General features: G+C 67.8%; 13 protein-coding genes and 1 pseudogene. 6 read left to right on the top strand and 8 right to left on the bottom strand.

Going from position 1 to position 11,179, the window contains the following annotated elements; genetic code table 11:
* Positions 1-113: 113 nt before the first annotated feature.
* From ABH941_RS38490 to ABH941_RS38505, 4 genes are all read right to left on the bottom strand, one after another.
* Positions 114-2,957, bottom strand: a complete 2,844-nt coding sequence (locus tag ABH941_RS38490; RefSeq protein ID WP_370135843.1) for a PKD domain-containing protein — start codon at positions 2,955-2,957, stop codon at positions 114-116.
* A gap of 174 nt (positions 2,958-3,131) precedes the next feature.
* Entirely contained in the window at positions 3,132-3,551 is a 420-nt protein-coding gene (locus ABH941_RS38495; RefSeq protein ID WP_370135846.1) for a hypothetical protein, read from the bottom strand.
* A gap of 299 nt (positions 3,552-3,850) precedes the next feature.
* Positions 3,851-4,045: a hypothetical protein gene (locus ABH941_RS38500; RefSeq protein WP_370135849.1), complete on the bottom strand. Its 195-nt coding sequence runs from the start codon at positions 4,043-4,045 to the stop codon at positions 3,851-3,853.
* Between the two features lie 88 nt (positions 4,046-4,133).
* Complete coding sequence (locus ABH941_RS38505; RefSeq protein WP_370135851.1) at positions 4,134-4,439, bottom strand: hypothetical protein; 306 nt, start codon at positions 4,437-4,439, stop codon at positions 4,134-4,136.
* Between the two features lie 22 nt (positions 4,440-4,461).
* Here ABH941_RS38505 and ABH941_RS38510 point away from each other — a divergent pair, with 22 nt between their 5' ends.
* On the top strand, positions 4,462-4,683 hold the full coding sequence (locus tag ABH941_RS38510) for a hypothetical protein (RefSeq protein WP_370135854.1): 222 nt from the start codon (positions 4,462-4,464) through the stop codon (positions 4,681-4,683).
* A 538-nt stretch (positions 4,684-5,221) separates the two neighbouring features.
* Here the strand turns inward: ABH941_RS38510 and ABH941_RS38515 are convergent.
* Positions 5,222-6,034 carry an MHYT domain-containing protein gene (locus ABH941_RS38515; RefSeq protein WP_370135856.1) on the bottom strand — a complete coding sequence of 271 codons (813 nt, stop codon included), beginning with the start codon at positions 6,032-6,034 and terminating at the stop codon, positions 5,222-5,224.
* A 377-nt stretch (positions 6,035-6,411) separates the two neighbouring features.
* Here ABH941_RS38515 and ABH941_RS38520 point away from each other — a divergent pair, with 377 nt between their 5' ends.
* On the top strand, positions 6,412-6,633 hold the full coding sequence (locus tag ABH941_RS38520) for a DUF6479 family protein (protein WP_370135858.1): 222 nt from the start codon (positions 6,412-6,414) through the stop codon (positions 6,631-6,633).
* 547 nt (positions 6,634-7,180) lie between these two features.
* Here the strand turns inward: ABH941_RS38520 and ABH941_RS38525 are convergent.
* A complete protein-coding gene (locus ABH941_RS38525) occupies positions 7,181-7,390 on the bottom strand; it encodes a hypothetical protein (RefSeq protein ID WP_370135861.1) in 210 nt (69 codons plus the stop codon).
* Positions 7,391-8,121: 731 nt separating this feature from the next.
* Here ABH941_RS38525 and ABH941_RS38530 point away from each other — a divergent pair.
* The 3 genes from ABH941_RS38530 to ABH941_RS38540 all read left to right on the top strand — a co-directional run bounded on the left by ABH941_RS38530 (position 8,122) and on the right by ABH941_RS38540 (position 9,711).
* The gene (locus ABH941_RS38530) at positions 8,122-8,442 is read left to right on the top strand and encodes a DUF6879 family protein (protein ID WP_370135864.1); all 321 of its coding nucleotides are present in this window, start codon (positions 8,122-8,124) and stop codon (positions 8,440-8,442) included.
* 516 nt (positions 8,443-8,958) lie between these two features.
* Positions 8,959-9,114: a hypothetical protein gene (locus ABH941_RS38535; RefSeq protein ID WP_370135867.1), complete on the top strand. Its 156-nt coding sequence runs from the start codon at positions 8,959-8,961 to the stop codon at positions 9,112-9,114.
* A gap of 51 nt (positions 9,115-9,165) precedes the next feature.
* Complete coding sequence (locus ABH941_RS38540) at positions 9,166-9,711, top strand: hypothetical protein (protein ID WP_370135870.1); 546 nt, start codon at positions 9,166-9,168, stop codon at positions 9,709-9,711.
* A 295-nt stretch (positions 9,712-10,006) separates the two neighbouring features.
* Here ABH941_RS38540 and ABH941_RS38545 read toward each other — a convergent pair whose 3' ends face one another.
* A complete protein-coding gene (locus ABH941_RS38545; RefSeq protein ID WP_370135872.1) occupies positions 10,007-10,291 on the bottom strand; it encodes a hypothetical protein in 285 nt (94 codons plus the stop codon).
* 338 nt (positions 10,292-10,629) lie between these two features.
* Here ABH941_RS38545 and ABH941_RS38550 point away from each other — a divergent pair.
* Positions 10,630-10,832: pseudogene (locus ABH941_RS38550) on the top strand (cold-shock protein).
* A gap of 104 nt (positions 10,833-10,936) precedes the next feature.
* On the opposite strand, the gene ABH941_RS38555 reads toward ABH941_RS38550, so the two are convergent.
* A partial coding sequence (locus tag ABH941_RS38555) for a hypothetical protein (protein ID WP_370135875.1) occupies positions 10,937-11,179 on the bottom strand: 243 nt, incomplete at its 5' end.

Genomic DNA, 11,179 nt, shown 5'->3' on the forward strand with positions numbered 1-11,179 from the left:
ACATGCCGGGCCATCAAGGTAGTTGAAGACCAGACCAGTTGGGCACATCTTCTCCATGATTCACAGACGGCAGTAGGAACAACTCCCGTACGGGGGCCGCCGCCACGCGGTCCTCAGCGGGCGTAGTAGCCCTCGAGATCGGCGATGACCGCGACCTCTCCACGGGAGTTGTAGATCTCGACGGCGCCCCAGTCGCCGTCGATGGGGGAGGTCGCCAGGACAGGACGGGTCTGGCCGGGGCTCAGGTTGAGGACGGAGGCATTGGGGGTGTTGGTGTTGCCGGAGGCGGCAAGCCAGGTGGTGGCAGTGGCCTGGGTACCGGTGATGTTGACGACGGCAGCGGTCGCGGTCCAGGGGATCCCGTGCTGCCCCTTCACATAGACCGGGAGCGTCGCGTTCGCGGGGAGGGGCCACTTCTCACCGATGCCGTAGCGGGTGTCGACCAGACGCATGGGGCCGACCGGTACGTACCAGGCGCCGTTCGGGCTGAAGTAGCCCTCGACGTCGGCAATCAGAGCCGTCCGACCAGCCTGGTTGTAGAGCCTGATCTGGCGCGAGCTGTCGACCGGCACCACCACCTGGTTCGAAGTGGTCTGTCCAGCTTGGAAGTTGAGGTTCGAGGCAGTGGGACGGGCGCCGGTGCTCGGGTAGGCGGCGACCCAGCTGTCAGCAGTGGCCGAGGTGGCGGTCACGCTCACCACCACCGCAGTGGCGTCTGCGGGCAGCAGATCGCCCACGCTCACCGTGATGCTGCTGTTGGGTCCGACCGCACGGGCAGGGGCGCCGGTGCCCTTGCGGGTGTCCAGCACCCGGGTCGGCGCGGTGGGCGTGAACAGGCCGCTGATCGGGCTGCTCCCGCTCGGAGTTGCGGTGTAGTAGCCCTGAACGTCGGCGAGGATGTCGACATTGCCGTTGGCGTTGTAGAGGTCGACGTAGCCGTCCGCCCCGACCGCGACGGTGACCTCGTTGGGATTGGTCTGTCCGGCAAGGAAGTTGAGGTTCGAGGCGGTGGGACGGGCAACGCCGTCCGGATAGGCCGCGATCCAACTGGCAGCGGAGGCGTTCGTGTCGGTGACATTCATCGTCACGGCGGCCACACCACTGGTCGGGATGCCGTCCACCCCCGCGATCTTCAGCCGCAGCACCGAGCCCGGTCCGGCCTTCCGCTTCGGGGCGCCGGTACCCGACCGGGTGTCCAGCACGCGGTGCGGCGCGAGACCCACGAACGACGTGCCGACGACGACCTCGCAGGTGGCCGTCGTACGACGGCCACCCTGGTCGGTCACCGTCAGCGTGGCGGTGTAAGGGCCAGGCTTCGGGTAGACGTGCGGGGGCACGTAGCCCGAATTCACCGGCAGTTGGACGCCGCTGTGGTCGCCGAAGTCCAGGTACTGGCTGGTGATGGGCCAAGGGCTGGCGACCTCGAGCGAGAATCCCGTCGCAGTGTGGTCTTCGTTGACCGGGTTGACGTACGCGGAGAGCGGTCCCGGAGGCAGCACACTGACCTCGGCTGGGGGCCACGGGCTGTGCTGGCTGCCGTCGGGCAGTGTCGCGGTCACCGCGATGCCGTACTTCGACGAACCGGCCCGGGTGTAGGTGTACGTCGCAGTCGGGCTGGACGACTGCACTGCCGCTCCCCCGTCGCCGAAGTCGAAGGAGAACGCAGCCTTGACGTTCCACGGGTTCGACTCCACTGCGGTGGCTGTCACCTTCAGTGGCGCGGGGCCCTGGGACAGGTTCGACGCGACCGAGAGACTGTACGGATCCTGGAACTCGAACGCTCCACGGTCGACATATCCAGCCCCGGTGCCTGTGTTCGGCACCAGGGGGTCATCGATACGAGCATTGCCCATCCTGTCCGTCGAGGCCTCGCCGGGAGCGTTCTGGTCGCCGGAGTCGATCAGGGGGGAGTGCTCGGCCGGTGTCCCCGAGACGAAGGGGAACTGGTCCAGGTCGTGGCTGCCCTGTCCGGTCGCGGCGCTGAAGGCGGAACTGCTCGTGTAGGTGGTGCCGCCCCAGTCGTAGTCGGTACCGGTCGGGCCCTCCTGCACGGCGTTGTAGTCACTGCGGACGCCGGCGGTGGAGTCGGGGGAGACCGAGATACCGACGGTCGCCTGCGGTGTCGCACAGTAGTTGGACGCACTTGCAGCGGGGAGTTCGTCCTGAATCACCGTGTTCTCGATCGAACCGGTGGACACCCCGGTGACATCCACCGCGTAGCCGCACTCAAGACTGAAGGTGTTCCCGGCGAGGCGGATCCCGTTGACACCGTCTGCGTGGACCCCACCGACCGAGGTCTTCGAGGTGGAGGGGAACAAGTCGCTGGCGATCGTCACATCGGTGGCACCGGACCGCACATCGACGACTGTCCCGCTGTGTGCCGTCGCAACGCTCCGTTCGAAGGTGACGGAACCCGAAGCACCGTCGATGACCACGGCGTCGGCAGAAGCGGTCGACGAGGCAGGCGCGGTGAGCTGGCTCACGGCCCAGACGTTGTCGACGCTGATGCTGTGGGAACCGCTGATCTCGAGTGCGTCGGCATCCGTCGAGGACAGTCGCAGATTGTGCAGCACGATGTCGTGCGCGCCGGAGAGGATGAGCGCCGGTCCCGTACTGGGGTGGAGCATCGCTGATCTTGGCAGGTTCTGAACGCCGTCGAGAGTGATCGGCTTCCCGGGATCTCCGGAATGCGTGATCACCACGGGCTTGTCACCGTCGACGTTCATGTTGCTGAGGACATGCACGGTCTGTCCCGGGAGCGCTGCGTCGACAGCCGTCTGGACGCTGCAGTAGGGCGCGGCCTGACTGCCCGAACCGGCGTCCGTGCAAACGGTCGAGGCATTGTCGACGTAGAGGTCGGTGACCGACCCGTCCGCCCGGGCGGTGGAAGTACCAAGCCCGCCGAGCAGCAGCGCGGCAGCAGTGGTGGCGATGAGCGCGCGGGTTCTGCGCGGCATGTGGGTCCCCCAGTTGCAGGGGAGCGTGTGGCGCTACAACCCCGGCTGATCAATTCGTGCAATGCCTGTGTGTCGGCTGAGCCTATCCGGACGAGCGGATCCGCGGAAGATCAACAAATCCGCGCCAATGGCACTGATCCGGCCCAAAGCCGACAGCACCTGCAGCCGCCCAACCTACTGCTCCTGCTTGATAGCGGCCCCGACCAGCACACCTCCGGACACGGTGTAGGTCCCGTCGAACACCTTCACGCTGCCGTCGGACTGCGTCGCGTACAGTACCGCCGACACCTGGTCCGAACCGAACCGGCTCACCGTCCCCAGACTGATGCTCGCGGTGGTGCCGAATCCGGCCACGTACTGCGAGTAGCTCTCCCCGGCGATATTGGCCCCGCCAAGAGCCCAGGCCGCCGCGTAGTTGTGGTCGGTGAGGTCCTGGTAGTACTGCGTGACGACAGCCTCGGCGTTGATCTGCTGTGCGGGAGTCGCCGGAGCCGGCGCGGGAGGCGGAGCGGCGGGAGCAGCCGCCGGAGAAGTCCTCGCCGGGGCCGGCGCGGTGGTCCTCGGCGTCACGGCGGTCGGAGTCGTCGCAGCCATGGTAGGAGCAGCAGCCGACGTAGGGGCTGCCGGTGCCGGGGTTGAGGCGACGACGGGCTTCGTCGTAGTCGCCGCAGCCGTTGCGGTCGCAGGCGGGGCGACGCTGCTCTTGGCCGTGGTCCCGCCGCAGCCGGCAAGGGCAAGGACGACACCGATGGCTATGCCCACTGCGCCATAGAGGGTACGCATGGCTGCTCCTCGGGAGCGGAGGTATTTCCATCGTCCGCCTCCCACGCGCCCACGGCACATCCTGCACCCCGCCGCCGACAGGCGCTGACCGCGTCGGCACCGGATCCCGACTACCGCCGGCCGTCGCGCGCGGCGAGGTCGACCCACTCCCAGTCCAGGTCACCGGGCACCGACTGCCCACGCCCACGCCACTCGGCGACCAGGGCCGCGTACACGGGCTCGTCCGGATCCGCGACGAACTGTCGGGAGCGGCGGCGGCGCCCGACGGGCGCGGGAACAGTGGCAGTGGCGAGGGCAGTGTCCATACCCGGATAAACGATTCAGCACAGTTCCGGGACACGCCGCCGCACCGAGGCAACCCATCCCGGAACACTCAGGCCGCGAACGCCGACGTCACCGGCAGTTCCATTCCGAAGCGAGCGCGGCTGGGGCGACGACGGCGCAGTCATTGGTGGCCGGGAAGGAGTCGGAGGCGACGAACTGCCACCCGGTGCCCGGGCTGAAACGGAAGAACTGCAGGACCGCCCCCTCGTCCTGAAGCGCGACCAGGTCGTTCCCGGTGGCGCCGGCAGCGGCTTCGAACCGGACCGCGGCATAGAGGTCGGCGCCACATCCACCGTAGTAGAAGCTGCCGGTCCGGGGCTGGACGTGGCTGATCTTCTTGGCGTTCTCCCAGGTCTGCGTCACTGCGGACTTCACGTCGGCGGAGACCGTCAGGTTCTTGCACGCGTCGCCGCCGGAGGCCGAAGAGACCGAAGGGACCGAAGACGCCGACGGACTCGCCGAACCGGGCGAACCGGAGGCGACGGAAGTACCCGACGCACCCGACGCATCCGACGAACTCGGCGGGGCCCCACCGTCGGAGCCGGCCACTGCCGGGGACGCCGATGTCGCGGATTCGCCCCCCGCAGTGGACCCCGCACTCGTCGAGGCGCCGGAATGACCGTTGCACCCCGCCAGCCCCAGACAGCCGGCCAACACCAGCGCCGCCCATGCCGACCGCTTTTCTCCGCTTGCCACTGGCCCGCCCTTTGAGTGGAGATCATTTCCGAATGCAGAGTCACTGCACGCGACCTGTCACCATGAACACGCCCGTGGCGGCACCATCGTTGCCACCGCTGTTCCTGCCGCCCTGCCGCAGCCGCAGCGGTGCAGCGGACCGCCGAGGGCGGTTGGGAGGCAGTGGGGTTCGCGGCGATCTGCGGCTGGCTGACCATCGTTCTGTTCGGACTGGCCATGTTGGGCCTGGCGGCAGCAGCGGTCTACGCCGTCGCCCGGGGCCGGGGCCCGAAACGATCGGTCTGGGCAGGCATGGTCGGCTGCATAGGGCTCGCCCTCGTCTGCGCTCTCAGCTCAGCGATCGCCGGGCCGTGCAGTGAGGCCGACCCGAATTGACGTTCCGTCAATCACCCGTGTCCCGCCTGCACCGAGCGCATGTACGGCCCATCACGTCCACGAGAGCGCTGTTCGCCTGCAAGGCCTTACAGCCGTACCACCTGGCGGAGCTCCGCGACCGCCGGACCCGGAGCCGGCGCAGGGATGGGGGCGGGGACAGGTGCGAGGGCCGGGGCGGGGCGCTCGAGCGGCGGGGCGTAGCCGAGCGAGATGAAGTTGAAGAACGTGGACAGCCCGAGGCCGAGGAAGAGCGGGACGATAAAGGTGAGCGGGGAGGCACCTGCAACCATGTTCTGGTCGGCGAGGGGCTGTTGGTGCACCGAGACGGCCGCCATGCCGGTGTAGTGCATGGCGCACACGGCCAGGCCCATGACCAGGGAGGCGCCGAGAACGGCCCATCGACCGCGCACGTAGAGCGTGGCCCAGAGAGCGGCCGTGGCGGCGACGACGGCGATCACGACGGACAGTCCCACGGTCGTCCGGTCGTAGACGACGAGGCCGGTCATCCGCATCGCGGCCATGCCGAGGTAGTGCATGCAGGCCACGCCCACGCCGGTGGCCAGTCCCCCGGCGAGCAGGCGCAGGAACCGGCGCCGTCCGTAGCCGACGGTGAAGATCCCGACGGCGACCACGGCCACCGCCACGACCAGGCTCAACACGGTCTCGGTCAGGTTGTAGCGGATGTCCATGCCCGAGACCGTGAAGCCCAGCATGGCGACGAAGTGCATGGCCCAGATGCCTGCGCCCAGGGCCAGGGAGGCGGCGGCCAGCCAGTTCCGCCGCCGCTTGCCCTCGCTGGCCAGCGCCCATCTGACGCTGCGTAGCGCGATCGCCGAACCTGAGCAGGCGGTGATGTACGCGACGACCGGAGTCACCAGACCGTACGCGGTCTCGCTCATTTCACCCACAGCTGTACCGCTTTCACAGGGGGGAGGGAGTCGTGAGGGCCGGATCCGCCTATCCGGTGAAAGGGGCGATATCTCCGGCCGGTCTACGCGCTGCACATTACCAAGCGGTAAGGTCGGCTCGCGATCGCCTCAGGGTGACTTCGCTCGGTTCTGAGTGCTTGTGTCCGTATTCATGCGGGATATCTTTGGCATGTATACGAAAAATATTCACGCTTCACCCACAATCGACCGAGAGCAACCGTGGGGGTGCGCACAAACGGTCTCGCTGCACGACGCCGACGCCCCGACTGGCCCAAGACCCCTGATCGGCGCAGGCTGGTAGCACCGACGTTCCGCCGGGGTCCGATCCTGAGCGGAGGGAGAATGCCATGTCTGCGGGACTGACTCTGGGCGTGGTCGTGGGTGTGCTGGTCGTCGGCGTGCTGATCCTCGCGTTCGTCCTGGGAGCGCGACGCAAGGACCGGGAACCGGTCCCGGACCGCTCCCCCCACTCGCCGGAACGCGAGTCGTGGTCGACACCGCCGTCCACACCGGGACACGCCCCACTGGGGGACAGCAAGAACCCGGAACACCTGAAGTTCAGACGGTGACGCCCGGGGCCGAGCGCGGGGGTGCCCGCCATGACCCGGATTCGGGATGCGGCGGCTACCTGCTACCACGTGAACGCGACCCGCTGACACCTCCGCCTGTCAGTCCCAGCCCGTAACGTCGAACCCGCGCACCAGGCCGCCGAGGCAGGCGAGCGGGAGCAGGGCGCGACGGAGGCGGCCGGTCCGAGGTACGGGGCTGGCTGCCTTCGATGATCCACAACGAAAGGGCGGGTCCGCAGAGCACGCCTTGCGAAGTCCCACCAGGTCCCGTCGAATACACCGCCCCTGACCAAGTGGGCAGTTGGAGCGCGAGCGGCATCCCCGTCCCGCACTACATCGCTCAAGGGGCCTCGATTCCCTGGGCGGCCTCTGCCAGGGCGAGGTCAACCGCCCAGGTAGGCAGAGGCGTTGGCGACCTGGCAGGAGCCGGAGAGAAGCGGCGGAGTGAGGAGGCTGAGGTCGGCCTACTTCGCGAAGCGGAGCCGGAACGGTCCTGTATGCGTACTGGGAGCAGGGAAGCCGTATGCGGCCGGTGTCGGCCTACCGCCTATCGCGCCCGGCTTCCCTTCCGGTTCCGGCCCCTGGTTCCGCCGGTTCCGCGACCCGGAGCGGTAGCCGACATCGGCCGGGCCTGAGTGTCGGGCCGGTAGGAGTCGGTGGACGAAGCCGGGCCCTGGTGGCGTGTTGCGTAGACCAGGGCAAGGAAGAGGCCGGCGGCGATGACGATGGCCACGAGAAGTTCGATCATGGTGCTCATGGAGGATGATTCTGCCCCGAAGGGCACTCCGCCGATGCTCGGGCCTCAGCTGTTCATACCCAGCTCTTTCAGGGCCGGCGTACGCCAATGGACAGATCGCGGGCGCCACCGTCCGAGCTGCAACAGCCGCCGCTCCTGAGCGGTAATTTCGCGAAATCTCCGCTGCCAAGGCAGCAAGCGGCGCAGCCCTCCTGTGGGTCATCGTCACTCGCCGACTGCTGGGCAGGCACGGGCTGTGAGTCGACACCAGAACCTGATCGCGTGCACGCGGTCTAGCGGCCAAGGAGAGTGAAGACGATGATCAGGGTGATCCCGAGTATGGCGAGGAAGATCCACGTCTGGCCGTAGTGGCTCGTTGGGGTGCCATGGTTGGCATGGAAGGGCATCGCGGCCTCCCGGATGGGGTGTCCATTGTCCTCCCGATCCCAGGGCGCACACCAGCGCGCGACCGCTCGGAGGCATCGGACCACGAAGCGGATCCGTCTCACGGCCCGCGCACCCCGGAGCGACTGGCGGGGCACGAGAACCCCGCTGGAACTGGAACATATCGGTGAGGCCGACGACGCCGACGATGATCGCGGGCTTGCCGATGTTGAACTTAGCGGCGACCTTGCCCTTCTCCTCTTCGGGGGTGTCCGGCGGTGAGATGCCGAGCGGGACATCAATCCCATCGTCCGTGACCAAGCGCGCGGTTGGCCGAGTACACGTCGATCACGTGAGGCGCCCGCGGGGTGTCGGTCCAGCGGGCCCGAATCGTCTCCGAGCCGGTCACCGAGTACATCCGATTCGAGCACGCGGTGACCTGCACGAACGTCGAGGCCGGAGAAGAGGTGCGGTGGCCGCCGCGGCGCCTGGCGTCCGATCTGGCGCTACCAAGTAATGACTTCTGGCTCTTTGACGACCGCCGGGTCGTCTTCAACCAGTTCACCGGTGACGGCAACGCTCTCGGCAACGAACTGCGCGACGAGAAGGTCGTCATCGAGCTGTGCTCCACAACCTTCGCCCGGGTGTGGGAGCGGGCCACTGCGCATGAGAAGTATCAGCTCGCCTGATCCATGACTACCTCGCCGTCGTCCAGCGTGCAGCAGGGCCGATGCCATGACCGTGCTGGAAGGCGTCGCATCGGCCGCGGACCCCCAGCGTCCCGCATCTGCGCGTCGCCCGACATCCTCCCGTCAGCGCGCGGAGCATCCCGTACCCACCCGGCCGGACCTCCACCGGCCGGGCACCCAGACAGATCGTTAGTCAGCGGCCCGACCGCCGCGCCGCCTTCTTCGCCTGCAGCGCGGCCACCCTCTCCGGACTCCCGTAGAACCACCACCCGTAACCCGCCGACAACACCGTCAGCGCCAAGAAACCCAAGCCCCACGGCGCAATCGCAGCCCACGACGAATGACGCACGAACCGCCACTGCAGCGGCGGCCCCGCGGCGGAGCGGCTGGCGCTCATTCGCGGCGCAACGACGCTGATCGACCGGCACGTGAAGCTCGCTGATCTGGACCGTGACAAGGACGGCCAGTACAGCCAGGTCGACCAGTGGCTCGTTGCGATGGCGGGCGGTGTGTCGGATGGCGGTTGACTCGGCGACGCGGGACGCCTTGCCGGTGATGGCGGCGGAGCTGCGCGGTGACGATGCCGAGCGCGAGGAACTGCTCGCCGCGGCGGTCGTCGACGCCGGCCGCGGCTACTGGAAGCGTCAGCGCGCGGAGCAGCACCCCGCGTGACGTTCCCCCTATGCCCAGCCCCATACTGGGCGCCGTCACAGTGGGGGGACCATGGTTATCAACATCATCGTCGCAGCGCTCGCCTGGCTGCTCTTCCTGAGCATCACGATGTTCTTCGCCCGTGTGGCGTGGCTCATCTGGTTTCACCCCGAGCGCGTCCCAAGCATCCGCTTGACCAGGTCGAGCGACCCGTCGGTGATCCGCGGGCACGCCCGTGGCGTCCTGCCCTTCGTCGGATTCCCGCTGAGCCTGACCGTCATGCTCACCGCCATTTTCGCCGGCTCCCTCCTGACCGGCGAGGCGAGCAAAGTGGTGACGTTGATCGGCGGCGCCTGCGTGCCGGGCCTCTTGCTGTCCGTGGCAGCTCACTCCACAGTGGCGTGGTTCAACTGGCCGAAGTTCCTGGCACCGCCCCACCTGCGCGATGAGACCGGCTCGATCGTCGAGTGGTTCCGCCACCGTCGAGACCTCCGGATCGCCCTCAAAGAGGCCGCTGAACGCGATGCCCTCGACGATCGAGCAGGGCATCGCCGCGATCCGCACCGCCCACCGAGTAGACGGCCACCGCGGTCAGCCGGAGACAGGGAGGCACGGTGAATCGGACCGAACTGAGGACAATCCTGGAATCGGAGGGCTTCCGTCCCGATGCCTACAGCCTTAACGGTGGCCTGCCCAGTGAGACGTACTGCCTCAGTCAGCAGGGCAATGGCTGGGTCGTCTACTACTCGGAGCGCGGAATCCGTTCCGGTCTGCGCCCGTTTCGGGATGAGGCGGAGGCGTGCGCATACTTCCTCGAACAGCTGCGCCACGATCCTTGCGCCCGGCCTTAACGTCCGCCCTCAAAGTGATGCCCGCCTCGGGCGGACCAGCCCGGTCGTACCGGCCGGGGCCTTCAGCCGCCTGCGGACCGACTGCTTGCACCAGTGCCGAACGCCGCGGTGGTGGGTGGTGCGGCTGCCGTGCTGGCCGCAGTCACCGTGTCCCGGCTTCTGGGGCTACTCGGGGTGGTGCTGCGGTTTCTGTCACCGAAAGCACTGGCAATGATGCCGCCCACGACGAACGCGACGGCCAGGGCTGCGAGGGCGAGGCAGCCACAGCCGTTGGTCTTGTTCTTGCGCATCTGCGCTTTGAGCGCGTCCACATCGGGCTGGCCGTCGGGCATCGGCGGGTAGGTCATGGCACTGGTCCCCCACGTGGTTGGAGGATCAGCGTTCCAGGAGCGCACTTGCCGCACGCGGAGAGTTACTGAACGGATACCGGTGGCCTGTCGAGCCGTTCAGTCGGAGGCACCGCTCGACCCATGCCGGGACCCCGCGCGCAGCGTAGCCGGGGACTGTTCACCGCGGAGCCTGACCGTCTGCCGTGATCCCCGGCGCGGGTGATCGTTCCGGGCGCAGCGTTGGGGTCGAACGCGCGGTTCGAAGTCCAGCTGTACCAGCAGTCCGAGGACCAGGGCGATCAACACCCCAAGGGGTACTGACCAGCCAGTGCCCCGCGTCCCGGACGGGAAGCATCATGGCCAGCGGCACCGTGAAGTGGTTCAACAGCGAAAAGGGCTTCGGCTTCATCGAGCAGGACGGCGGCGGCGCCGACGTCATCGCCCACTACTCCAACATCAACGCCCAGGGGTACCGCGAGCTCCAGGAAGGCCAGAAGGTCACCTTCGACGTCACCCAGGGCCAGAAGGGCCCCAGGCCGAGAACATCGTCCCGGCCTGATCCAGAGACACCAGAAGCGCCCCGCACGGGGCACCTCGACGTTCCCGACCCGATGCACCCCAGCCCGCCCGGTCGTAGCGGCACCTGGCCGCGTGGGCATGGCGTCAGTTTCCGCCGCCCCCGACACCGCCCTGCACGGAGGTGCTGCCGGGGCTTATCAGCTCCATCAGGATGAGGACGGCTCCGAAAGTGAAGGGCAGGATGAGGCAGCAGAAGATCAGGACGTGCTTCGTGGTGATGAGTTGGCGATTCAGAGCGTGGTGGTGAACTGTGCTGTAGCTCGATGAGGTGCAGTTTTCCGGTTGAGTGGGTGTGGTTGTGGCTGGGTCGGGGCAGTCAGCGGACGG

It is taken from the genome of Streptacidiphilus sp. EB103A (genome assembly GCF_041261405.1).
Taxonomy (GTDB): domain Bacteria; phylum Actinomycetota; class Actinomycetes; order Streptomycetales; family Streptomycetaceae; genus Streptacidiphilus.

Bases quoted from the DNA above. Each gene is read 5' to 3' on its own strand.
- ABH941_RS38545 (WP_370135872.1), bottom strand. From the start codon at position 10,291: ATGACCTACCCGCCGATGCCCGACGGCCAGCCCGATGTGGACGCGCTC.
- ABH941_RS38515 (WP_370135856.1), bottom strand. From the start codon at position 6,034: ATGAGCGAGACCGCGTACGGTCTGGTGACTCCGGTCGTCGCGTACATC.
- ABH941_RS38495 (WP_370135846.1), bottom strand. From the start codon at position 3,551: ATGGCTGCGACGACTCCGACCGCCGTGACGCCGAGGACCACCGCGCCG.
- ABH941_RS38520 (WP_370135858.1), top strand. From the start codon at position 6,412: ATGTCTGCGGGACTGACTCTGGGCGTGGTCGTGGGTGTGCTGGTCGTC.
- ABH941_RS38525 (WP_370135861.1), bottom strand. From the start codon at position 7,390: ATGAGCACCATGATCGAACTTCTCGTGGCCATCGTCATCGCCGCCGGC.
- ABH941_RS38490 (WP_370135843.1), bottom strand. From the start codon at position 2,957: ATGCCGCGCAGAACCCGCGCGCTCATCGCCACCACTGCTGCCGCGCTG.
- ABH941_RS38500 (WP_370135849.1), bottom strand. From the start codon at position 4,045: ATGGACACTGCCCTCGCCACTGCCACTGTTCCCGCGCCCGTCGGGCGC.
- ABH941_RS38535 (WP_370135867.1), top strand. From the start codon at position 8,959: ATGGCGGTTGACTCGGCGACGCGGGACGCCTTGCCGGTGATGGCGGCG.
- ABH941_RS38540 (WP_370135870.1), top strand. From the start codon at position 9,166: ATGGTTATCAACATCATCGTCGCAGCGCTCGCCTGGCTGCTCTTCCTG.